A 22,235-nucleotide genomic window follows, 5' to 3' on the forward strand; every position below is an offset into this window, starting at 1 on the left:
AAAACAGTTGATAATTAAAAAAACCATCGATGCTCCATCGATGGTTTTTTTATATCTGCTATACTTTCATTAGATTTTTCTCATAAATGAATTGCGCTTAATACTAAAGTCCATTAGAATTTTCTCATGAATAAATTTTTGAGGTGGAACATGGCAACCTTTCACAAACGCTTATCTTTATTTAGTGCAGTAATACCTACTTTGCTGGCTATTGTTAGCTATAGCGCTATAGCTGATACAGACAAACTAAAAACCGATAAAGCTTTTGATACCCTAACCGTTACTGAAACAGAGTCTGTTTCATCGATAATCATTGATGGACAAGTGGAAGCGATTAAAGCCGCTACCGTGTCAGCACAAACCTCAGGGCGCATTATTCAGGTTAATTATGATGTCAATGATGTGGTTGCCGCGGGCGCATCTTTACTTGAGATTACCAGTGATGAGCAAACCGCAGAATTTAACGCGGCAGAAGCTCAGCTTGCCAGTTCAGAAGCCATGAACTTTGAAGCCCAAGCAACACTGACTCGTTATGCGGCCTTGTTTCCTCAAGGAGCCATATCTCAAGGGCAAATGGATGAGGCAACCGCCAATGCTAAATCCAGTAAGCAAGCAGTATCTGCGGCTAAAGCTCAGCTTAATAAAGCAAAACAAAGTTTAAATTACACTGTGGTTTCTGCGCCATTTGAAGGCCGAGTAACTGAACGCTTTATTGAACTCGGTGAAACCATTTCATATGGTCAGCCATTATTTTCCGGTTTTGATACCCGAGAGTTACGCGCCACTTTTAATGTCCCCTCTCGTTACTTAGCCAACCTTAAAGCAGCTAAACAGCTTGAATTAACCTTAACCAATGGTGACAAAGTTATCAGCAACGATATCAATGTTTACCAATTTGCCGATGCCAACAGTCACCAGCACCAAGTAAGAGTTAACTTTAGTCATCCTCAAGCACTCACCGGCCAATGGGTTAAAATCGCGGTGCCCGTTAAAACCAGTAACGTGGTGGTTATTCCCTTAAGTGCCCTTTATCAGGTCAATGATCTGGATGGCGTGTACCGAAAAGTGGGTCAGCACACCTTGTTAACGCAAATTCGCCTCGGAAAAATTGACAAGCAACAGCAAACCGTTGAAGTGTTATCAGGTCTTGATAAAGGTGATGAAATTATCCTTAACGCCAGTCGCTACGTGTTACTGCGCGCAGCTAACCAAAGTAAGGAGTAGTTCATGGCTAATTCAGAACCTCGTTTAGGTATTTCTGGCACCATTGCTAAGAACTTTCAAACCAGTGCTATCACCCCTTTACTGGCTATTTTGGCATTACTACTCGGCTTATTTGCCGTGCTCATAACCCCTAAAGAAGAAGAGCCGCAAATTGATGTCACCTTTGCTGATGTGTTTATCCCCTATCCAGGTGCAACTCCTACACAAGTCGCTAATCAGGTTACCTTACCAGCCGAAAAAATCATTTCAGAAATTAAAGGTGTTGATACCCTTTATTCATTCTCACAGCCTGACGGCGCCTTAATCATTGCCATCTTCAAAGTGGGCATTCCTCGAGAGCAAGCTGTTGTCGATTTATACAATAAAATTTATTCCAACCTTGATAAATTCAATCAAGCTGCTGGTATTGGTGAGCCGCTGATAAAACCTCGCGGTATTGATGACGTACCGATTTTTGGCCTCACCTTATGGTCAGATGATCCCACCATGAACCCTGAGCAACTGACTAAAGTCGCTACGGTACTAGAAACTGAACTAAAACGTATCCCAGGCACCCGTGAGATCTATTCTCAAGGCAGGCATGAGCTTATTGCCAATGTTCGCTTAGATCCTAGTAAGCTAAATAGCTTTGGGATCACGATTGAACAAATTGAGCAAGTGCTAAACAGTAATAATTCCGTCTCAACAACAGGTTCATTAACCCAAAATAATCAAGAGATTAAAGTTCAAACTGGGCAGTTTTTAGAGTCCATTGACGATCTAAAAAACTTGGTTATCAAAGTAGTGCCTGCTAATAACTCAATCACTGAGCCAGCCAGCGCCAAGGTAGTTTATTTAGCTGATGTTGCTGATATCACTTTAAAAAGCGATATTCAAAAGCAGCAAGTTTGGCATGCTAATCAGCAAGGTCAATTCCCTGCTGTGACCATTGCCATTGGTAAGCAAGCCGGTGAGAACGCGGTAGATATTGCCAACTTAATTACAGAAAAAGTTGCCAAACTCGATAACTTACTTATTCCTGATAACGTTAATGTCGCCGTATCCCGTAACTATGGCGCGACTGCAGGCGAAAAAGCCAGCACACTGATATTTAAATTAATCTTTGCCACCGCCGCAGTGGTGATATTGGTGCTATTAACCATGGGCGCCCGCGAGTCAGCCATTGTTGGCGTCGCGATTATCATTACCTTAGCGCTGACATTATTTGCCTCATGGGCATGGGGCTTTACCCTTAACCGTATTTCATTGTTTGCACTGATATTTTCAATTGGGATCTTAGTGGATGACGCCATTGTCGTGGTAGAAAACATTCACCGTCATATGGCGATGAGTAATAAACCGCTCACGGAATTAATCCCACAGGCTGTGGATGAAGTGGGCGGGCCGACAATTTTGGCCACCTTCACCGTTATTGCGGCATTACTGCCAATGGCGTTTGTTTCAGGCTTAATGGGGCCTTACATGAGCCCTATTCCCATCAATGCCAGTATGGGCATGCTTATCTCATTGTTGATTGCTTTTGTGATGACGCCATGGCTGAGTAATAAATGGCTTAATGCCAAAGCTCACCGAGGTAACACCAGCAGTGACCTAAGTGAGCAACCCCATACAGAAACCGCCTCAACTAAATTACTGAGCTTTTTCACTTTCATCATGAAACCATTTCTTGACGGTGAACATGCCAGTAAGGCGCGTAAAGCCATGGCGTTAGGCATTGTGCTGTTAATCGCACTCGCGGTGTCATTACCCTTCATGCAAGCCGTTGTGCTTAAGATGCTGCCTTTTGATAATAAATCAGAGTTTCAGGTCATCATTGATCTACCTGAAGGCACGCCATTTGAGAAAAATCAAAAGCTACTACAAGAGCTTGGACTTTATCTGACGACTGTTGTAGAAGTTGAACACTTGCAGTTGTATGCAGGCACCCACTCGCCAATGAACTTTAACGGCCTAGTGAGACATTACTTTTTACGTGAAAGCCAAGAGGTGGCTGATATTCAAGTCAATCTGGTTGAAAAGTCAGAACGTGATAGAAACAGCCATGATATTGCTATGTCAGTGAGAGAGCCTTTGCAAGCCATTGGCGTCGCCTACAATGCCAATATAAAAATTGTTGAAGTGCCTCCAGGGCCACCAGTATGGTCACCGATTGTGGCTGAAGTTTACGCACCAACCACAGCGCTGCGCGAACACGCTGCTAACGATTTAATGAGCCGTTTTCAGCAAACTGAACACGTTGTAGATGTGGATATTTATTTACCTGCACAGCAAAGCAAATGGCAAGTGAGTATTGATCGTAATCGCGCTGCAATTGCTGGGGTGGCTTACTCAAGTATTGTTAATACCATTCAAGCGGCAATTGATGGTAAAGATGCCAGTTACCTTTATCAGAGTAACTTGCACCTGCCAACGCCTATCAGGCTGCAGCTTGATGAAGCCGCCAAGGTGGATATGCATCAGGTGATGTTATTAAAAATCCCTTCAGCCTCAGGGGCAATGGTCACCCTTGCTGATGTAGCTTCAATTAAACAAACCAGCATTGATACCACGATTATCCATAAAAATATGGTACCCATGATCATGGTGGTTGCCGATATGGCAGGTCCGACAGGCAGCCCTTTGTATGGCATGTTTGATATGGTAGGCCAAATAAACCATGAGCAAGAAAGTGGTGAAGCAGCATACCCAATGAGCCAATACTTTGCCAATCAACCCGACGGCTTAGATGAAGTTGCCGTACTATGGGATGGCGAGTGGAAAATTACTTATGAAACCTTCCGCGATATGGGCATTGCTTATGCGGTGGGTATGATTGCGATTTACTTATTAGTGGTCGCACAATTTAAGTCTTATACCGTGCCGCTGATTATTATGGCGCCCATTCCATTAACCATTATTGGGGTCATGCCAGGACACGCAATACTCGGAGCGCAATTCACCGCCCCATCGATGATAGGCATGATCGCGCTGGCCGGTATTATCGTGCGAAACTCGATTTTGCTGGTTGATTTTATCCATCAACAGGCAACCGAAGGTGTGCCGTTTGAACAAGCCGTGATCAACGCCGCCGCAGTGCGCGCCAAACCGATTATGTTAACGGCCTTTGCCGCCATGATTGGTGCACTATTTATCATCGATGATCCGATTTTTAGTGGGCTAGCAATCAGCCTTATTTTCGGGATATTTATTTCAACTATTTTAACCTTGGTCGTTATCCCAGTGCTGTATTACGCAGTAATGAAAAACCGCCAAGGGATCCACAACTAATCTAACCTTTAAGGAGTTACTTATGTCTATTGAAAGATCAATTATGGCTTTTGCCGGCTTTATGGTGCTGTTATCTTTAGTGCTTACCGCTACCGTCAGTCACCATTTTATTTGGCTGACCGCATTTGTTGGTGCTAATCTATTCCAAAGTGCTTTTACTGGTTTTTGTCCTGCCGCTATGGTGATGAAAAAATTTGGCCTAAAAACCGAAGCAGAAAAAGCAACTCAGTAGCATTGCAACACAAATATCAATAAGGAGCCTAAGTGCAGCCATTAGATTGCAATAAACTTACTATTCAAGCTGTTAAAGCTCTCAGTCTGCTCACCATGTGCTTAATGGCATTAATGATGAGTAAAATCAGCGTTGCCCAAGATATGAATCCTGTTGTGGCATGGGACAAAATAAACAAGGGTGCGATGATATTGGATGTGAGAACTGCTGAAGAGTTTGCCGCAGGCCACCTTGAGGGCGCGATTAATATTCCCTTTAATATCGCCCTTAACGAGCTCAATAAACAAAATATTGCCAAAGACACAGCCATCGTATTGTATTGCCGCAGCGGCCGCAGAAGCGGTATTGCCAACGATGAGTTAGTGGCAGCAGGCTACACTCAAACTTATAACGGTGGCGGCGTTGCTACCTTATCAGCAAATAAGCAATAACGCGTTTTATCGTTTTCACTTAGATAAGCCCTTATTGGATATAAAAAAGGTCTGCCAGATAACTCTGACAGACCTTTTTGTTACTTTGTTAAAAGGCTAAAACTCTAAAAAACGACGGTTTTGTTACCATAGACTACCACTTGTTCATCAAGCACAAGCTGCAGGGCTTTACTCAGCACGCTTTTTTCAACATCGCGGCCATTATGAGCGAGTTCTTCTGCGCTGAAACTATGATCAACATTAATCACGTCTTGTTTGATAATCGGCCCTTCATCTAAGCAATTATTGACAAAATGCGCTGTCGCACCAATGATTTTCACCCCACGTTCCCACGCTTGACGATAAGGTGAGGCGCCAATAAATGCCGGTAAAAATGAGTGATGAATATTGATAATGGTATTGGGAAACTCGGCGACAAACTCAGGGGTTAAAATTCGCATATATTTTGCCAATACAATGTAATCTGCATTATAGGTTTTTATCACCTCAAGCATCGCTTGCTCGTGCTGGGCTCGGTCTAAATCAACATGGCTTACATGATGAAAAGGTATATCAAACTTTTCAGTTAAGCCTTGCAACACATCGTAATTACCTACCACCGCGGCGATTTCAACATCTAAGCCGCCATAATAGGACTTCATTAAAATATCACCTAAACAGTGGGCTTCTTTGGTGACTAAAATGACAATACGTTTTCGGCCTGCATCCACCAGCTTCATGTGATTTTGTAGAGGCAAGACCTCAGTTAAGTCGGCTAATAACTGCTGGTCATTAATTTGCCCTTCAAGCACAGTACGCATAAAAAAGCGCCCTTGCTCATGATCGACAAATTCGGTGTTTTTAATAATATTAAGCTGATGGGCAAAACACACCCCAGTAATTTTAGCGATTAGGCCTTTTGCATCTTCACAATCAGTGATTAGAATTTTTCGTTGTAGGCTTGATGACTGTTCCACAGAATGACTTTTTGACTTCATAAACTATTGGCTCACAAAAGTTAAATCGATGACATTTACATTTAAATAAAAGGCAGCGAGCTAAAAACAATGATTTACTTTTAACACAGCTTTTATATGAGATGTAATTAAAAAGCCAAATATATCAACAATACATGCTTTTATGGCAACTCAATTATTAAATAATCAAATAATCACCGCTATTAATAAGGTTTTAATAATCACTTGCGGGTATCTAAATACTTTTGCAGTAGTTTGCGTAAACTTTCTGCCTTAGTGCCAAATACAACCTGCACTCCACGCCCCACTTTGATCACCCCTTTCGCGCCTAAGCGCATCAATCTGGGTTTATCGACAAGTTTTGGGTTCACGACTGAAATGCGTAAGCGGGTTAAACAAGCATTTAATTCAACAATATTGTCAGCACCTCCAAGGGCGCTGATCATCGCGCGGAGGCTTTCTTTATTGCCGTGACCATCAGCATCTAACCGCCCAGGGGTTTTTAAGTTAAATGCTACAATACTGACTCTAAAAATGAAGTAGTAAATAAAAGCCGTTAACGGCCCTAAAAACCAAATCCACTGAGTATTACTTGATTGAGCAAACAACAAACTGAAATCAATCAGGCCGTGGGAAAACACCACACTGTGTTTTACTTCAAGCAAAACACAAACGCTATAGGCCACACCTGTCAGAATGGCGTGAATTAAAAACAATATCGGCGCCACAAACATAAAGGCAAATTCAATGGGTTCGGTGATCCCAGTTAACCAACTTGCGGTTGCGGCTGACAGCATAATTCCGGCAACGCGATTGCGTTCAGATTTATCCGCGCTACGCCAAATAGCCAATGCAGCTGCAGGGAGCCCCCACATTTTAATTAAATAACCCCCAGCAAAATTACCCGCAGCAGGATCTCCTGCAAGGTATCGAGCAATTTCGCCCTTAACGATTTTACCTTCGTGTAAGTATTGTCCCACTTCCAAGTAAAAGGGCACGTTCCAAATGTGGTGTAGCCCCAATGGGATAAGTAATCGTTCAATGGCGCCATAAACACCAAAGGCGACAGCAGGCTCTTGGTATACAGCCCATAAGGATAAAGAATCGATTTTATAGGCCAGTGTGGGCCAAATAAACGCTAAGATGAACGCCATCAGCATGGAAAATGGAATAATGAGCAAGGCTGCACTGCGATGGCCTTCAAAAAATGAGAACACCGCTGGCAGTTTTACATTTTCACTTAATCGCACCACCAAACAAGTCAGCGCGCCAATGAGCACACCACCAGCAATTCCGGTATCCATTGTCTCAATCCCCCAAATAGGCCTCGAGGGTAAGTGATAAAGGGTTGTCATTGCGCCAAGGCTTGAAATATAAACGCCAAAGCCAAAAACTGCGACAAATGCGGCAATACCTTGGTCTTTACAAAAGCCAATGGCAATAGCAACGGCAAACAGTAAAGGCATCATCGAGAAAATAAGATTGCCAACAGCGGAGAAAATAATGGCAAGTTCACTGGGGATAAAAGGCAGAGGATTGGCAGAAAGCCCAAGCATGACGCCAGCTGCGGGTAAAATGGCGATGGGAATTAACAGCGCCTGACTGAGACGCTGAGCAAATTTAAACCACCGCTGGCTTAATAACCTTAACTGTCTTGCGACTGGGTTACTGCGGTTTGCCAAGTTGTTATCCATTGTGTGGCTTCAGTTTCTGGCTCCATGGTTTCACAGGCATCGATTTCAAGGCGCGGCGTGATACTGGTTGCACCGAGTTCAGTAAGCAGTTCATCAAATTGTTTTCCGGCGCCGCAGAATGTTTCATAGCTTGAATCACCCAGGGCAATAACGCTGTAGTTAAGCTTAGGCAAATATGGCGCTACTGAGCGCAACTCGTTAAACCATGGCGCAATATCTTCAGGTAAGTCACCGTGACCTGTGGTTGAGGTCACTATGATCAGTAACTCATCTTCTGCTGGAACATAGCCCAATAGCTCTGTTGGCTGAAACAATTGGGTATTAAAATTCAATTGTGCAATCTTATCGGTTAATGTTTCAGCAACAAATTGTGCACTTCCATATACTGTTCCGAACACTATATTAACTTTATCCATGATATACTTTTCCCCAAGCTCACTGACTGCATTGATTATTACAGCTTAAATGCTGACTAATTTGAGTTAATAGCTTCACCATACTGCATTCCAGCGCTGGGCTGCAAGTATGAAATACAAACAAAAGTAACAACTTATCTAAACGTTAAGGTTATTGTTATGCGCCAAGCCAACCGGCATAGATTGTTCAAACTCCAGCATAAGGCCGCCCATATTAGGCGAAACTTTTACTTTAGATGTGAACAACAAGATACTAGCGAGCCACTTGCAAAAATTGATGAGTTCGAGAAATTGAAGGCATTATTGTTAAAACACAATAAAACCCCTTTGAAACAAAGTACTTAATAAGCGCACTTACCAAGTACTTGGATTTATCCTTAAGATTCTTACGTAACTTATTATTACGTGATAGTTTTTACGTAAGAATTTTTATAGCCTACTAAGCAATATCCATAGGTGCTGAGCAATCAAGCCCATCATCCCAGCCAAACTGCTCAAATATCGTCAGCCATTCTTGCTCCAATTCTGTTTCTATATGCATTTTCTCTAAGGTCACAGGATGAGTAAAACGAATTGACTTAGCGATAAGCCATAAACGATTTATCTCAAAGTGCGATCTAAAAAACTTATTCTGCTTGCCATCACCATGGGTGGTATCGCCAATAATAGGATGACGTAAATGCGCCATATGTCGTCTTAATTGATGTTTACGGCCCGTTTGCGGCGTAAGATTAATTAAGCAAAAGCGGCTACTGGGGTAACGCCCTGAACTATATGGGATTTCTGCATTCATTAACGGCTTATAATCTGTTACCGCTTCTTGTGCAGGCTTATCTTTATTGGCCTTTTTGTCGGCAACATCATCTAGTTCTACTTTTAAAGCGTAATCTAACCGGCCCGCCTCATGCATATTGCCTCGAACCAAAGCGATATATTCTTTCGTCACTTGATGATGTTCAAACTGCTCACAAAGCGCTCTGGCAACTTCACTGCTTTTGGCAAAAACTAACACACCTGATGTGGGTCTATCTAATCTGTGCACCGGAAACACATGGCAACCGACTAAATCTCGAGTCAGCTGCATCGCAAAAAAGCGTTCCTTTCTAGCAAGGTAACTGCGGTGAACCAACAAACCAGCTGGTTTGTGAATAACCACCAGATGCTCATCTTCAAAAAGAATTTCTAACTCTGGCGGTGTTTCATCTTCAACCCCCTCGGCGAGTAGTGTTTCAGCTTGAAGGCTCGCTGCATCTTCTTTGTCACCGAAATATTCATCATCAGTCATGTTATTGCTCACTTAAAAAGGTATCTAACTCAGCCAATAAACCTATCAAAGGATTAAGTTCATCACGCTGACTCCACACATGTGCCGCCATAGGGGCTAAGGCTATTTGAGTCGGTAAAGCCTGCTTCATACTCATAAGCTGTTGCATCTTAGGGATAAAAATAAACTGCAACCATTGTTCAAACCCCATGGTATCGCAGGCAAAAGGAGAACGGCTAGCAAGTGCTTCAGCAGAAGGTTTAGTCGAAGACCAAAGGTTTGCATCTTTAAGTTTTTGTTCTATCTGAATTAAGTATTGCTCTGTTTTAATATACGGCATAACTGTGATTTATCGCTCACACAAGTTTGAAATAACACGATTGTTTATGCGACTAATTATATCATCAGGAGGCAGTTAACCCTATAATACGCGCAAGTTAATCGCTATATAAAAACACCATGACACAACTCGAAACCCTAAGTGAATTTTTAGACACCGCTAATACTCAATTTCAGGTTTATGATTTAGGCCGCAGAGTCGAAAACATCGATATGATGTTGTTTAATCAAATTGAAGCATTAAAAACCCCTTATCCTTTTCCAATCCAAGGACATGCACAATTTGCTATCGTATTTTGGCGCGAGGCGCAGCCGCCTTTCATTTGGTTTTTAAAACTGCCACTGGATGAGCAAGGCTTGTTATCACCAGCCCAGCGTAGCCAGTTCATCAAAATGATCTTAGAAGCACTAGGGCAAGATCCAACCAAAGCATTAAGTGATGAAGAACAAGAGCGCTATGCTAATCACCCTTTTAGCTTCAAGCCTAGCCAAGAAAAGCTAGCGCTATTTAATGCCTTAGTGAAACGTCAATTAAGCCAGCAACCATCAGCGCAATATCAATTTGCCGCCAACTACTTTGCCGCGCTACTCGCAAGCCCAAAGAAAGTCGACGACTCTTGGCAGCAACTTGGCCTTCAGGGCATTGCCGACATCTGTGTCCGCCTAGATCAACATAACCATGCCGCAGAAATTAATGCCGCTTTTGAATTTGCGCCAGTTGAAGTTCAAGCAGCTATTTGCCAATGCTTAGAGCATGTCACTATTGATGCAGAGCTTGCACAAACCTTGTTTGATAAGTTATCTCAAGCGCCAGTGGAGCATAAGCATATCTATCTTAGAGCCCTTGCTTCACAAGCTGAGTTAACTCAAAAGGCCATTAAGCAATTGGTTAATTACCAACAACTTGATGAAAACCTGTTGATCACCATTGCAGCCAGAAACTGGATAGCCTTAAAAGATGACCAAACTCGCAAACTTTATCTAGAAGTCTTGGCAAATCAGCCACAAATCTTCTTTAACCAAGTATTTGCTGATATCGTGTCTATACCGAGTTTACGCCAGCCGCTGCTGCTTGAACTAAGAAATACCGAACGAAGTGAAAAATTATCAGCGGCTATTGGCGGTTTATTTAAGGCACTAAGCCAATGATGTCAGATTTTATTTTAATCGTAGCAGTCGTGGTTGTGGCCGCATTCTTTTGGCAATTACGACAAATGGCAGAAATTAGCCGCAAGTATGCTGAAAGCGCCTGCGGTAAGCAAAAAGTACAACTACTTGCTATCGCGATGGAGTCAGCAAGGCCTAGCCTGGGTGGGACTACTGGCCTTTGTTGGCGTGCTAAATTTTTGTTTGAATTTAGCACCGATGGCATGAATCAATATCGCGCACATATCCAAATGCATGGTAAAAAAATAGAAAAAATAAATTGGCCTATTTTCCCAGAGCCAGAGTGGATGGATGCGCCGATGGCAAAAGGTAAGTTTGGTGGTTGTGGCGGCGCATCTAGCTGCAACTCCGGAAAGTGTAAGTAATTTATTGGCTTATCGACTCAATAGCTAAGCCATACTGCATAAATCATTTCTTACTAGAAAATCGTTATTTATTAAACGTTAGCCAAAAGAAAGACCGCGACAAATCATTGCCGCGGTCTCTTGTACTTTTGTTAAGCCATCCAGCTATTGTTGTGCTCCCTGCACCATCCATGCGTCTTACTTGCTCCGAGCGCTATCCTTATTCAATCCTTGATATTCCTTGTACACTTAAGTACTTTCCATGTTACTCGATTATCCATTGACCGAGCCTGCTCATATCCTTAAGCGTGTCCTTAATTCATCCTTGGTGTTCTTCCATGACATCCTTTAATCAAGTTATTGCATCCAATGCATTCACCATAAATCCCTTATGGCGTAAATCCCTTAATTGATGTCCTTCAATCTAAATAAAGTCGCTTATATCCATAAACTGCAGTGATGGGGTATTAGTGAACTCCGTTTTCACTAACCTTTTAACCATGCCACTATCCATAGCGTACATTTTGCGTTGAGTTAAAAGTCACTGTAGAGCAGAAAACACTTTACTTATAATCCTGTTAATACAACTTAAGCACTTCCTGTGCATATTTGCTTTCTTGGTATCTATTATAGTTCAACAGGTAAGTCATAAGTATTCACATTACAGTGCAATTACAAAGTGGCAACACTACCAAACCAGCAAGCTTTAAATTAAAACCAATAAAAACAACAACTTTAAAATAAACCTGATTTAAGGCGCGTTTCAAATGCGACAAGGCTTACAGCTCTTGTGAGATATATCGCACAAACACCCTAGCAGTTAGGGAAGTTAATGGTTGCAGACAATTCACATATTTAACATTTGTATTTCTGGAATGTAAAAAGCGCAACCCTAATGAATTAGGATTGCGCCTATTTTACGCTCTGTTAGCTTATCCGGCTAAATTGTGCTTCCCTGCTCCATCCATGCGATTATTTGCTCCCTGCTCCCTTTATTCCCTGTTACTCAATATCCTTGTATTCTTGCCAGTTGCTGAATACTTGAGCTTTCAATCCTTTGAACAGTCGATCCCTTTGACTGACAGTTTTACTCCTAGATTACCATCCTGGTATGCTGCGTCCTGCAATCCGTCATCATCCTGATGAAGGTTCATCCTAGTTTCAGTTATCCATAACTGAGCTTATGCCCTTTCCTTGAGCGTGTCCTGACTTCGTCCTGAATTCATATTTTGAGGTAAGTATTGAGAGTGACTCGCTTAAATACCTCAATGAACAATCAGCCCCATCCCTTTAATTGCTATCTCATCCTGAAATTAACGCCCAAAGGTTTATGGGATAACTACATGACTATTCATCATAAGTGCAATTTTAAACAAAACATCCTGTTCTATTTATGTTGCGACTTGATGAAATTATTTTAGCTAAATTCGTTAACGAGAAAATAACCCATTTACGAACAAACCAATAAGTTACGGTCACAAAAACAAACCCAAAAACTTAAGGCAATGTTTTTATGAATAAAAATCAAATTCAGCTAGAGAATACATACAGACAAAAGTTAGATAACTTACAGGCTATGTGAGATAAGTCTTACACGCCAAAGTGAAACTTGCCTTGTTTATGACTTTGAGAGGAATAGCTTTTTTAACATTTGTGCAAACATCACCCAGTCGGCGAGCAAACTGTATAACGGGTATTCAAAAGTAGCGGGTTTGTTTTTTTCAAATACAAAGTGACCAATCCATGCAAACCCATAACCAATGACGGGGAGCAATAATAGTTGCCACCATTGCTGGCTAACTAGAGTCACCAACAGCAATAGCACTATCAGTCCAGAACCAAGGTAATGTAAGCGCCGACATGTGGCGTTTTGATGTTGTGATAAGTAGAAAGGATAAAACGACTTAAAGTCTTGATACTGTTTATCAGCCATTTATTACTCCGATTTACTTTGATAAATTAAGATCTCACCATCAACAGAGCCAATGGTTTGATCAGACAAATGGCTAAAACCTTCACCAATAAAAAGCACTGCATGTTTATCATTGTTAACGAATACCCCCACACCATCGAGCTCTAACTGCTCATCGCACCAACTCAAAACTGCTTGAATTAGTTTTGCCCCATTGCCTTTTCTCTGCTCATTAGGGGTCAAAGCGATAAATTGTAAAATACCGTATTGCTTACTCGGTAAACTTTCTAAGATGGTATGTTCTTTTTTGATAAATGCTTGAGTTGAGCTCCAGCCAGTGCCGAGTACCATTTTTAAACGCCAGTGCCAGTAACGACTTTCACCAAGCGGTACTTGATGGGTGATAACACAGGCAACACCGATGAGACGTTTGCCTTCAAACCAACCAATTAATGGTTGCTCCTGTTGCCATAACTCGGTGAGCTCTTCTCTGATTGCTGCCCGCAGTTTTTGTTCATAATTGGCTTGATTAGCGGTGGCTAAGGCTTCAATAAAAAATGGATCATCATGATAGGCATTATAAATAATCGATGCCGCAACTCTTAGATCTTCCGCAGTCAAATAAACCGCTTTAGGTTGATCGCTCGTTTGTTCATCCAAAGACGGCGCAGCTTGAGTTTTCGGGGTCAAAGTGTTGTTTTCCATGATGTCACTCTTAACTAATGCAGTTGATAGTCTCAACTTAACAACTTTGAAACATATTGCAATTTAAATAGGGTCACCTAATCTTAGTAAAGATAGATCATTCACACATGGTGAAAGCTCATGGACACAACAACCACTACCTTTGAACACTTATTTCAGCAATTAGGGTTAAGTTCATCTAAGGAAGATATTAACCAGTTTATCGAACAGCATAAACTGGCTAAAAATAGCACCATTGCACAGGCTGAATTTTGGTCAGAATCGCAAAGACACTTTATTGAAGAAGCCTTACATCAAGACGGCCAGTGGTCTGAATTAATAGACCAACTGGACGTTTTATTAAGAAATTAAATGTTTTGGTAAGCAGTTTCACCCCAACCCACTAATTTGTTGTCACTTATTACAACTGGGGTACATTCACTTTTTGTGGTTTTGCCGTCACCTTTACTCCATTGAGTACGGTAGAAAAACACTTGAACTTCTTTCTTCGGACTTTGTGCATCTGCTTGGGTCACATAGGCCTCACTAAAATCAGCCGTTCCCATTAAAATGGTGACTTGATCTTTTGCCATGCCGATTGAAAGTTTCGCTAAGTTGTTACGATTAGTTTCTTGTTGTTTTTGCCAATATGAATCACTACGCTTACCTTCGTGATCGCCCACATTCAATACGCAACCAGTTAGTGAAGTCGCCGCTATAGCCATAATTAATGCTGCACCCAATTTTGCTTTCATAATACATCCCTTTCAAATGGTTCTAATGTAATTTCTACTGAAACTGTTTTTCAGAGTAAGTTATACTGTTCTCAATACCGATTAAGCTAAAAGTGTGCCAAAAGTTAAAGCATTGATTTTATTACCTATTTAAAATTACATCTCACTTTTTGAGTAATCTCACTACCGATATTTAAGGATTTTCACTAATTATGAGTCCAATTGAACAAGTCCTTGCTGCGGCAAAATCCATTGCTGTAGCTGGTCATACGCCAACATTAGCGCTAATAAAAGGTAAATTAGGTACGCGGATAGCCATGCCAACGCTTATTCAGGGTTTGCAGCAATTTAAAGCCATCCCCAAAGAGCAATGGCAAGACTTACCCGATTTAGCAGCGATGATACAGCCAGCTAATACTGAAACGGCTCAAGACCCATTAACGGCGCTAGAACAAAAGTGGCAGGCTAAATTTGACGCTGTCGAAAGTGAATTTGCCCTAAAGATAGCAGCACTTGAAAAACGAATTGCACAATTAGAACGTTAAGCACCACATCATCAATACATTTAACCAGCTAAAAACGGAAAACCATGTTTGTCACTGAACTCAGATTTGAATGTTTCGCCGATACCACTATCACCGCAGCAGAAAAAGCCATTAATAACTTTCTAGAAGCACTCAGAGCCAATGGCCAAGTATTAGGAAGAGAGTTTGCTGTCGCATTTAATGAAGGTGAGTTTAAAGTCAGGCTATTAATACCTGAAAAAAACAGTTTATCAGCCCGTAACAACAGCCCATGGGTCAAACAAGCATTAACTATGCTAACTGAAGCAAAGTTATTGGCGCCACGTGACAAGTTTATCGGCCAAGATATCAATTCAGAGCAAAGTAATGTCGACACTCCCAGCTGGCAGGTGCTTTACACCAGTTATGTACATATGTGCTCACCATTAAGAAGTGGCGACAACCTTCTTCCTATTCCACTATATCAAATTCCAGCAAGCTTTAATGGCGACCATAAGCGAGTTATTCGCTGGCAAACAGAGTGGCAAGCTTGTGATGAACTGCAAATGGCGGCGGCAACCAAAGCCGAATTTGCAGCGTTAGAAGAACTGACTAGCCATAAAAGTGATTTATTTAGACGCGGCTGGGATATTCGCGGCAGAATTGAATTTATCACCAAAATTCCGACTTACTATTATCTCTATCGCGTTGGTGGTGAAAGTTTACAGTCTGAAAAAGACCGCGCCTGTCCACGCTGTGGCTCAAAAGAGTGGTTATTGGATGAGCCATTATTGGATATGTTTCACTTCAGATGTGAACCATGCAGAATTGTGTCGAATATCTCATGGGATCATCAGTAAATAATGCGCTGAATTGAAGTTCTGGATCTCCGAATATATTTCACTCATATTCGGAGGTTTTAAATCGCCGCCCCAAAGCTGTCTTGAGGCAAAAATACGCTACACATCACAATAGGTTAATGAGTAACGTCTCCGATTCGTCAATTATTAGAAGTCGTTATCAGCTCAGTCTTCATTTCATCAGCAGTCAGTACACCACCACCTAGTGCCCGATAAAGTGTGATCATTGATAATAATCGGTCACGCTTCACCTGACTTAAGGTCAGTTCTGCACTAAATAAACTTCGCTGTGCATCCATCAAATCTAAGGAGCTAGAAACACCATTTCGATACCTCAGCATCGCTAAGCGGGTATATTCAGTTGAAGCCACGACTAACTCCTTTTGAGCGTCAATAGCCAGTTCAGAACGTCTGAAACTGTTCATGGCATCATTCACTTCAAAGAAAGCTTCAAGCACGGTACTTCTATAACTTAGCAGCGCTTGTTTGGCATTTTCTTGGGCTATGTCGTATTGCGCCGAAATACTCCCCGCGTTAAAAATAGGCGCTGTTATCCCGCCCAATAATGCCCAAGTCACGCCTTGGCTATCAAAAATGTCAGCTAAATTTTCAGTTTCAGTGCCGTAGGTTCCACTAATGGTAAATTTTGGAAAGAATGCTGTTTTAGCAACACCGACATTGGCGTTTGCAGCAATAAGCGCTTGCTCTGCCGATTTTACATCAGGGCGCTGCGACAGCATCTGTGATGGAATACCAACGGCAAATGAATCAGGAAACAATGCACTATCAGCTTTCAACTGCGCTTCCGTTTTAGGCTGCAATGGATACGTAAACTCGCCAAGTAAAATTCGTAGCTGATTAGCCTTTTCGCTGCGCTCATAATCAAGATCGGGCAATGTGACTCTTGCACTTTGGTATTCAACTTCAGCCTGCCTAACTTGTAAGCCTGATATCACGCCATTTTTTTTACGAAGTCTGGCAAGATCACGCTCTTTTTTACGAAGCTCGACCGTGTTTAATGAGATTTGATAACGTTGCTCAATATCAAGCCACTCGTAATAGCAACTGGCGACATCACTAATTAAACTAACTGTCGCTAAGTTTAATGCTTCTTGTGACGACAGAAAGTTAGCAAATTCAGCTTCACTTCTGCGGCGGTTAGCCCCCCAAAGATCCAATTCCCAAGAAACGGTACCTGCCACATAAAAGGTATCTTCTTTAACAGGATCCGTATTGGTTAACGCACTGTCTAATGCGCGTTCACCTTCTGCTTCAAGCCCGATGGCAGGAAACAAAGCCGCATCGGTTACAGTAACACCAGCCCTTGCTGCTAACAGTCTTGAACGAACACCTTCTAAATCAAGATTTTGATCAAGTGCATGCTCAATTAGTACCTGTAAATCAAGATCCAAATAAAACTCACGCCAATGTCTAAGGCCGACATTTTGGCCGTCAGTTTGCTGCAACTCTTGATGATATTGGGCGGGAATATTCAGGTCAGGTCTTTGGTAATCAGGCCCCATAGCACAACCGGAAAGCAATAAAATACCTGCTGATACCGCCACTGCTAAGGTTTTCAATTTACGAAATTTAAAGGTCATTAATTGAGGACTAGCTGCTGTTATATTCATTAATTTTTGATTAGGCATGAGTAGACACCTCCGCGGTATCGGCTTTGCCGCTGATTTTAGATTTAACCCAGCCTGCTGTTGTCACAAAAAATAGTGGCACCATCACAATGCCAATGGTCGTCGCGAAGATCATGCCGCATAAGATAGGAATAGAAATACTTTGTCGACTCACCGCGCCAGGCCCAACAGACAATACCAATGGCAATACACCTAAAATGAAGGCTAAAGACGTCATTAAAATCGGTCTAAAGCGCATATTAGCCGCTTCAAGTGCAGCATCTAATTGAGTTTTACCTTCTTTATGTAATTGATTAGCAAACTCAACAATTAAAATCGAGTTTTTCGCCGCCATGCCAATCAGTGCGATAAAGGCCACTTGGAAAAACAGATTGCTTTCCATGCCACTGACTAAGGTACCCAGTGATGCACCCAACATTGCAATTGGCGCGATAAGTAACACCGCAATTGGCAAGGTCCAGCTTTCATAAAGCGCTGCAAGGAACAAGAACACAAACACCATAGCTAAGGTCACTGCTATCGCAGTTTGGTTGGCTGACTGCACCTCTTGATAAGTAATCCCAGTCCACTCATAACTAAATTCTTCTGGCAGTAAAGGGGTTGCTACTCGCTCAATGGCGCGAATAACATCGCCAGAAGCGTAACCTGATGCAGGAGATGCATTAATAGAGGCGCTAGTGAACATGTTGTAATGGGTTACCGCTGCAGGGCCAACAGAATAGTCATATTTGGCTAACACGCCAATGGGCACCATCGCCCCCAATGATGAACGAACATAATAGTTTTCAATCTGATCGGGGAATTGACGATATTCCTCGGCAGCTTGTATTTTCACCCGATACACGCGGCCAAATAAGTTGAAATCATTCACCGTTGAAGAGTCAGTAAAGGTTTTAATGGTGCCATAAATATCAGACACTTTAACGCCAATCGCCATCGCTTTAGCCTCATCAACACTGAGGTGTAATTGAGGAATAGCAGTTTGCAGTGATAAACCTGCAGTCGCTATCTCTGGTTGTAGCTTTAGGGCTTCGACCAATTCATCAGCGGTTTCCATCAAGCCTTTAAAATTACTGCCAGAGGTGTCTTGTAGCTCCATTTCGACACCAGAGCCATTACCAAGACCAGGAACTGCTGAAGGTAAATATATTTTGAATTCAGCCTCTAGAATATCACTGAGCTCTTGCTTAATATCATTCATCACCTGCTGCACTGTGGCATCAGTTTCAACCCTTTCTGACCAAGGTTTAAGAATAATCTCAAACTGGCCGTTTGCTTGATTAGAACCTGAACGCCTATTTTCACCCGCAAGAGTAAATGAATAAGCGATTGCAGGGTGAGCCAGCACTGTAGTTTCCGCTTTTTTTAGCACATCTTGGGTACGATTAACCGTCGCCCCATTAGGCAAAGACACATCAATAAAGAAACGCCCTTGATCTTCATCTGGCATAAAGCTTGATGGCAGTGTGCTCATAATTAAATACACCCCACCTACCATTAAAATAAACAGTAAATAACTGCGTTTGGCATACTTGTTTGTCAAACCGACCAAAGCAACATATTTTTCTGTCGCTGTATCTAAACGATCATTCATCCATTTAAAAAAACCTGAGGTGGCTTTATCGCCCGGCTTAAGTAATAACGCACAAAGGGCTGGTGAAAGAGTGAGCGCAACTAAGGTCGAAATTAGCACCGCAACCGTTATCGCCACCGCAAACTCTCGATACATGATTCCGGTGATACCGGATAAAAAAGACACAGGTACAAATACTGCTGCCAGCACTAAACTTGTAGCGATAAGCGCGCCTGACAGCTCCTTCATGGCAACCTTGGTGGCTTGCGATGAACTCAGGCCTTTTTCATCCATTAAGCGTTCAACATTTTCCACCACCACAATGGCATCGTCGACCACAATACCAATGGCCAATACCAGCGCTAACAAACTCACAGTATTAATGGTAAAGCCAAAGGCCAGCATTGCAGCTAATGTACCAATTAATGAAACGGGAACAGCAATGGCGGGGATCAGTGTTGCGCGGATATTTTGTAGAAATAAAAACACCACAAGAATAACTAAGATCAGTGCTTCCACTAGGGTTTTGACCACTTCATCGATGGAGTTTTCGATAAATACAGAGGCATCAAAGAATACTTCCCAATTCATCCCTTGAGGGAATTTCTGGGCAAGTTTTGCCATTTCAGCTTTTACTTTTTTGGTCACTTCTAATGCATTAGCACCTGGCAACAAGTAGACCTGTAAAATAGTGGCATTATTACCATTTAGCTGAGACTGCAGCGTATAAGATGATGAACCAAGCTCAATATTAGCAATATCACGTAAGCGTATAATCGAGCCATCTGCACTGGCACGTACAATAATCTCGTTAAATTGCGGTACACTGCTCATGCGACCGGCTGCTGTGATAGGCAGCGTCATACTTAAGGTGTCAGCATTAGGTTGTGAGCCAATACTGCCCGCTGGTGATTCTTTATTTTGCGCTTTAATCGCATCAATCACATCAGAGGTAGTCAGTCCATAACCCGCCATGGTGTCGGGGTTTAACCATACCCTCATAGAATAACTGCGAGAACCTGTGTTTCTGACTCGTCCCACACCCGGAATACGTTTTAATGCTGACTGAATATTAATGGTGGCATAGTTACTCAGATAAATTTCATCAAAACGTTCATCTTCAGAGGTTAATGCTAACTTAAGCAGCTCAACCGAGGCCTCTTTAGAAACAGACACCCCTTCTGTTTGTACATCAATGGGTAAACTGCCTGTTGCTTGCTGGGTTGAGTTTTGCGCATCAACCGCAGCCAGATCAGGGTTGGTACCCACATCAAAGGTAATAGTGACATTGGAGCTACCAGAATTGGTGCTTTTAGAGCTCATGTAAATCATGTTTGGCAAGCCGTTCAGCTCTTGTTCTAACGGCGTGGCCACTGATTCAGCAGCCGTAGTTGACGTCGCACCGGGGTAAGATGCTGATATTTTTACCTGAGGCGGTGTAATGTAAGGATATTGATCAATGGGTAATTGAAACATCGCAATTAAACCCAGCAGCACAATAACAATCGAAATTACACTAGCAAAAACAGGCCGGTTAACGAAATATTGTGCCATTTAGTTACCCTCCTGTTCCTGCTCAAGTTCTTGCTGCTTCAACGCTTGCTCTTTTTCCTTATCGTCCTCTTTTTTATAATATTCTTCAGCGGTTAATGGTTCGGCAAGTTGTCCGTGGCGTACACGATGCATACCTTCAACAATCACCAGCTCACCTGCTTTAAGGCCACTTTGAACCACCACGCCCATTTCACCTTGATGCTTAATCACAATAAACCGACGTTCAACTTTGTTATCGGGTAATACCACCATCACATACACACCACCTTGGTCTACTTGGGTGGCTTTTTGGGGGATAACAATCGCATCATTGGCTTCGCTGAGTTTAATTCGCACATTGGTATATTGGCCTGGGAGTAATTCTTTATCAGGATTAGGGAGTTCAGCACGAACCTGAAAAGTACCGGTTTCTGGGTTTACTGAAGGATCAGTAAAGCCGACATCCCCCAAGTAACCATACTTACTATTATCAGGCAGGGTTATGGTCACAAAGCCTTCTACCGCTTTACCTTCTGATTCTGCAGTTTGCTGCTCTTTGTAACTGGTCATTCGGCGACGGGCATTTAGATAATCTAACGCTGACATATTAAACGTCACATAAATAGGGTCGACCTGCTTAACCCGCGTTAATAACGACTGACCGCTACTCCCCACTAACGCACCAATATCCACTTCAGAGCGGCTCACAAGACCAGAAATTGGCGATTTAATTTCTGTATAACTGAGCTCAAGCTTGGCCTCTTCAAGCTCGGCTTTACTGGCCGCAACACTGGATTTTGCTTGAGACTGTACCGACAGGGCATTATCAAAATCCAACTGGCTTGCTGCATCTTGCTCATATAGCGGCTTTAAACGTTCGACATCGCGCTGGGCTTTTTCAAGTGCAGATTGCTGTGATGCAACATTAGCACTCAAGCGATTAACCACTGCTACATAAGGGCGATTATCTATTTGATAAAGTATTGCGCCCTCTTTAACTGCACTTCCTTCAATAAAACTTTTGTTTTCAACAAATCCGTCAACCCGAGCCCTTACTTCAACGTCTAAAGAAGCTTGTGTCACGCCAACATAATTGCCATACAGCGGCACAGTTGCAGTGGACACTTGCTCAACAACCACTAATTTAGGGGTGATTTTTATTGGTTCTTTTTCGCAGCCACAGATAATCGTCACAGATGAAAAAAGCACTGCTAATTTAAACGCTGTGTTATTGAGGTAATTTGGCATACTTTCGTCCCGGAAATGTGCTGATAACCGATGTCAAAACGGTGCTTTTAAAATCAATTCGATGTAATTGAATACACACCACTTATTATTGTAATAAACATGTAAACCCAGTGTAGGACTTATGTATGAACAACGGCAAGGGTTAATAGCATTAAAATGTCGTTGCTGCTTTAAATAGTTTGATATGCAATCACTTTTTGTTGTG

General features: G+C 42.2%; 20 protein-coding genes. 9 read left to right on the forward strand and 11 right to left on the reverse strand.

What is annotated here, in order from left to right:
- The first annotated feature begins 150 nt into the window (after nt 1-150).
- The 4 genes from BM739_RS03195 (at nt 151) to BM739_RS03210 (ending at nt 5,154) form a co-directional block, all read left to right on the forward strand.
- Nucleotides 151-1,224: an efflux RND transporter periplasmic adaptor subunit gene (locus BM739_RS03195; RefSeq protein WP_076537187.1), complete on the forward strand. Its 1,074-nt coding sequence runs from the start codon at nt 151-153 to the stop codon at nt 1,222-1,224.
- 3 nt (nt 1,225-1,227) lie between these two features.
- Nucleotides 1,228-4,491, forward strand: a complete 3,264-nt coding sequence (locus BM739_RS03200) for an efflux RND transporter permease subunit (protein WP_076537189.1) — start codon at nt 1,228-1,230, stop codon at nt 4,489-4,491.
- A 22-nt stretch (nt 4,492-4,513) separates the two neighbouring features.
- The gene (locus BM739_RS03205; RefSeq protein WP_076537191.1) at nt 4,514-4,723 is read left to right on the forward strand and encodes a DUF2892 domain-containing protein; all 210 of its coding nucleotides are present in this window, start codon (nt 4,514-4,516) and stop codon (nt 4,721-4,723) included.
- Between the two features lie 95 nt (nt 4,724-4,818).
- The gene (locus BM739_RS03210; protein WP_083698051.1) at nt 4,819-5,154 is read left to right on the forward strand and encodes a rhodanese-like domain-containing protein; all 336 of its coding nucleotides are present in this window, start codon (nt 4,819-4,821) and stop codon (nt 5,152-5,154) included.
- Between the two features lie 104 nt (nt 5,155-5,258).
- Here BM739_RS03210 and purU read toward each other — a convergent pair whose 3' ends face one another.
- From purU to BM739_RS03240, 5 genes are all read right to left on the reverse strand, one after another.
- On the reverse strand, nt 5,259-6,131 hold the full coding sequence (gene purU / locus BM739_RS03215) for a formyltetrahydrofolate deformylase (RefSeq protein WP_076537195.1): 873 nt from the start codon (nt 6,129-6,131) through the stop codon (nt 5,259-5,261).
- 200 nt (nt 6,132-6,331) lie between these two features.
- On the reverse strand, nt 6,332-7,804 hold the full coding sequence (locus BM739_RS03220; protein ID WP_076537197.1) for a PTS transporter subunit EIIC: 1,473 nt from the start codon (nt 7,802-7,804) through the stop codon (nt 6,332-6,334).
- Nucleotides 7,756-8,220 carry a flavodoxin gene (locus tag BM739_RS03225; RefSeq protein WP_076537199.1) on the reverse strand — a complete coding sequence of 155 codons (465 nt, stop codon included), beginning with the start codon at nt 8,218-8,220 and terminating at the stop codon, nt 7,756-7,758. Before BM739_RS03225 ends, BM739_RS03220 begins: the two co-directional genes overlap by 49 nt.
- Nucleotides 8,221-8,659: 439 nt before the next feature.
- Nucleotides 8,660-9,505 carry a tRNA pseudouridine(65) synthase TruC gene (truC, locus tag BM739_RS03235; protein WP_076537203.1) on the reverse strand — a complete coding sequence of 282 codons (846 nt, stop codon included), beginning with the start codon at nt 9,503-9,505 and terminating at the stop codon, nt 8,660-8,662.
- A gap of 1 nt (nt 9,506) precedes the next feature.
- On the reverse strand, nt 9,507-9,824 hold the full coding sequence (locus tag BM739_RS03240; RefSeq protein ID WP_076537205.1) for a YqcC family protein: 318 nt from the start codon (nt 9,822-9,824) through the stop codon (nt 9,507-9,509).
- 119 nt (nt 9,825-9,943) lie between these two features.
- On the opposite strand from BM739_RS03240, the gene BM739_RS03245 reads away from it, so the two are divergent.
- Both BM739_RS03245 and BM739_RS03250 read left to right on the forward strand, forming a co-directional pair.
- On the forward strand, nt 9,944-10,972 hold the full coding sequence (locus BM739_RS03245) for a DUF3549 family protein (protein ID WP_076537207.1): 1,029 nt from the start codon (nt 9,944-9,946) through the stop codon (nt 10,970-10,972).
- Complete coding sequence (locus tag BM739_RS03250; protein ID WP_076537209.1) at nt 10,969-11,355, forward strand: DUF3301 domain-containing protein; 387 nt, start codon at nt 10,969-10,971, stop codon at nt 11,353-11,355. Before BM739_RS03245 ends, BM739_RS03250 begins: the two co-directional genes overlap by 4 nt.
- Nucleotides 11,356-12,952: 1,597 nt before the next feature.
- On the opposite strand, the gene BM739_RS03255 is transcribed toward BM739_RS03250, so the two are convergent.
- Together BM739_RS03255 and BM739_RS03260 are read right to left on the reverse strand one after the other, a co-directional pair.
- Nucleotides 12,953-13,267, reverse strand: a complete 315-nt coding sequence (locus BM739_RS03255; RefSeq protein ID WP_076537211.1) for a DUF962 domain-containing protein — start codon at nt 13,265-13,267, stop codon at nt 12,953-12,955.
- A gap of 3 nt (nt 13,268-13,270) precedes the next feature.
- The gene (locus BM739_RS03260) at nt 13,271-13,906 is read right to left on the reverse strand and encodes a GNAT family N-acetyltransferase (RefSeq protein ID WP_076537345.1); all 636 of its coding nucleotides are present in this window, start codon (nt 13,904-13,906) and stop codon (nt 13,271-13,273) included.
- 165 nt (nt 13,907-14,071) lie between these two features.
- On the opposite strand from BM739_RS03260, the gene BM739_RS03265 reads away from it, so the two are divergent.
- The gene (locus tag BM739_RS03265) at nt 14,072-14,302 is read left to right on the forward strand and encodes a DUF2789 domain-containing protein (RefSeq protein WP_076537213.1); all 231 of its coding nucleotides are present in this window, start codon (nt 14,072-14,074) and stop codon (nt 14,300-14,302) included.
- On the opposite strand, the gene BM739_RS03270 is transcribed toward BM739_RS03265, so the two are convergent.
- Nucleotides 14,299-14,685, reverse strand: coding sequence for a DUF3192 domain-containing protein (locus tag BM739_RS03270; protein WP_139326807.1), 387 nt, complete (start codon nt 14,683-14,685; stop codon nt 14,299-14,301). The two genes, BM739_RS03265 and BM739_RS03270, sit on opposite strands and share 4 nt — an antisense overlap.
- A 191-nt stretch (nt 14,686-14,876) precedes the next feature.
- Here BM739_RS03270 and BM739_RS03275 point away from each other — a divergent pair, with 191 nt between their 5' ends.
- Complete coding sequence (locus tag BM739_RS03275) at nt 14,877-15,209, forward strand: hypothetical protein (RefSeq protein ID WP_076537217.1); 333 nt, start codon at nt 14,877-14,879, stop codon at nt 15,207-15,209.
- Between the two features lie 44 nt (nt 15,210-15,253).
- Nucleotides 15,254-16,027, forward strand: coding sequence for a Zn-ribbon-containing protein (locus BM739_RS03280; RefSeq protein ID WP_076537219.1), 774 nt, complete (start codon nt 15,254-15,256; stop codon nt 16,025-16,027).
- Nucleotides 16,028-16,167: 140 nt separating this feature from the next.
- Here BM739_RS03280 and BM739_RS03285 read toward each other — a convergent pair whose 3' ends face one another.
- Genes BM739_RS03285 through BM739_RS03295 form a run of 3 tightly spaced genes read right to left on the reverse strand, consistent with a single transcriptional unit; the run spans nt 16,168 to nt 22,030 of the window.
- Nucleotides 16,168-17,676, reverse strand: a complete 1,509-nt coding sequence (locus tag BM739_RS03285) for an efflux transporter outer membrane subunit (RefSeq protein ID WP_076537221.1) — start codon at nt 17,674-17,676, stop codon at nt 16,168-16,170.
- The gene (locus tag BM739_RS03290; protein ID WP_076537224.1) at nt 17,669-20,803 is read right to left on the reverse strand and encodes an efflux RND transporter permease subunit; all 3,135 of its coding nucleotides are present in this window, start codon (nt 20,801-20,803) and stop codon (nt 17,669-17,671) included. Before BM739_RS03290 ends, BM739_RS03285 begins: the two co-directional genes overlap by 8 nt.
- Entirely contained in the window at nt 20,804-22,030 is a 1,227-nt protein-coding gene (locus BM739_RS03295; protein WP_076537226.1) for an efflux RND transporter periplasmic adaptor subunit, read from the reverse strand. It lies immediately after the preceding gene.
- Nucleotides 22,031-22,235: the final 205 nt, after the last annotated feature.

Source organism: Shewanella sp. UCD-KL21, assembly GCF_001957135.1.
Lineage (GTDB): Bacteria > Pseudomonadota > Gammaproteobacteria > Enterobacterales > Shewanellaceae > Shewanella.

Excerpts from the sequence above, each read along its gene's own strand:
- BM739_RS03290 (WP_076537224.1), bottom strand. The coding sequence starts at position 20,803 with ATGGCACAATATTTCGTTAACCGGCCTGTTTTTGCTAGTGTAATTTCG.
- BM739_RS03195 (WP_076537187.1), top strand. The coding sequence starts at position 151 with ATGGCAACCTTTCACAAACGCTTATCTTTATTTAGTGCAGTAATACCT.
- BM739_RS03240 (WP_076537205.1), bottom strand. The coding sequence starts at position 9,824 with ATGCCGTATATTAAAACAGAGCAATACTTAATTCAGATAGAACAAAAA.
- BM739_RS03220 (WP_076537197.1), bottom strand. The coding sequence starts at position 7,804 with ATGGATAACAACTTGGCAAACCGCAGTAACCCAGTCGCAAGACAGTTA.
- BM739_RS03200 (WP_076537189.1), top strand. The coding sequence starts at position 1,228 with ATGGCTAATTCAGAACCTCGTTTAGGTATTTCTGGCACCATTGCTAAG.
- BM739_RS03265 (WP_076537213.1), top strand. The coding sequence starts at position 14,072 with ATGGACACAACAACCACTACCTTTGAACACTTATTTCAGCAATTAGGG.
- BM739_RS03295 (WP_076537226.1), bottom strand. The coding sequence starts at position 22,030 with ATGCCAAATTACCTCAATAACACAGCGTTTAAATTAGCAGTGCTTTTT.
- BM739_RS03255 (WP_076537211.1), bottom strand. The coding sequence starts at position 13,267 with ATGGCTGATAAACAGTATCAAGACTTTAAGTCGTTTTATCCTTTCTAC.
- BM739_RS03270 (WP_139326807.1), bottom strand. The coding sequence starts at position 14,685 with ATGAAAGCAAAATTGGGTGCAGCATTAATTATGGCTATAGCGGCGACT.
- BM739_RS03210 (WP_083698051.1), top strand. The coding sequence starts at position 4,819 with ATGTGCTTAATGGCATTAATGATGAGTAAAATCAGCGTTGCCCAAGAT.
- purU (WP_076537195.1), bottom strand. The coding sequence starts at position 6,131 with ATGAAGTCAAAAAGTCATTCTGTGGAACAGTCATCAAGCCTACAACGA.
- BM739_RS03225 (WP_076537199.1), bottom strand. The coding sequence starts at position 8,220 with ATGGATAAAGTTAATATAGTGTTCGGAACAGTATATGGAAGTGCACAA.
- BM739_RS03205 (WP_076537191.1), top strand. The coding sequence starts at position 4,514 with ATGTCTATTGAAAGATCAATTATGGCTTTTGCCGGCTTTATGGTGCTG.
- BM739_RS03280 (WP_076537219.1), top strand. The coding sequence starts at position 15,254 with ATGTTTGTCACTGAACTCAGATTTGAATGTTTCGCCGATACCACTATC.
- BM739_RS03285 (WP_076537221.1), bottom strand. The coding sequence starts at position 17,676 with ATGCCTAATCAAAAATTAATGAATATAACAGCAGCTAGTCCTCAATTA.
- BM739_RS03245 (WP_076537207.1), top strand. The coding sequence starts at position 9,944 with ATGACACAACTCGAAACCCTAAGTGAATTTTTAGACACCGCTAATACT.
- BM739_RS03275 (WP_076537217.1), top strand. The coding sequence starts at position 14,877 with ATGAGTCCAATTGAACAAGTCCTTGCTGCGGCAAAATCCATTGCTGTA.
- BM739_RS03250 (WP_076537209.1), top strand. The coding sequence starts at position 10,969 with ATGATGTCAGATTTTATTTTAATCGTAGCAGTCGTGGTTGTGGCCGCA.
- truC (WP_076537203.1), bottom strand. The coding sequence starts at position 9,505 with ATGACTGATGATGAATATTTCGGTGACAAAGAAGATGCAGCGAGCCTT.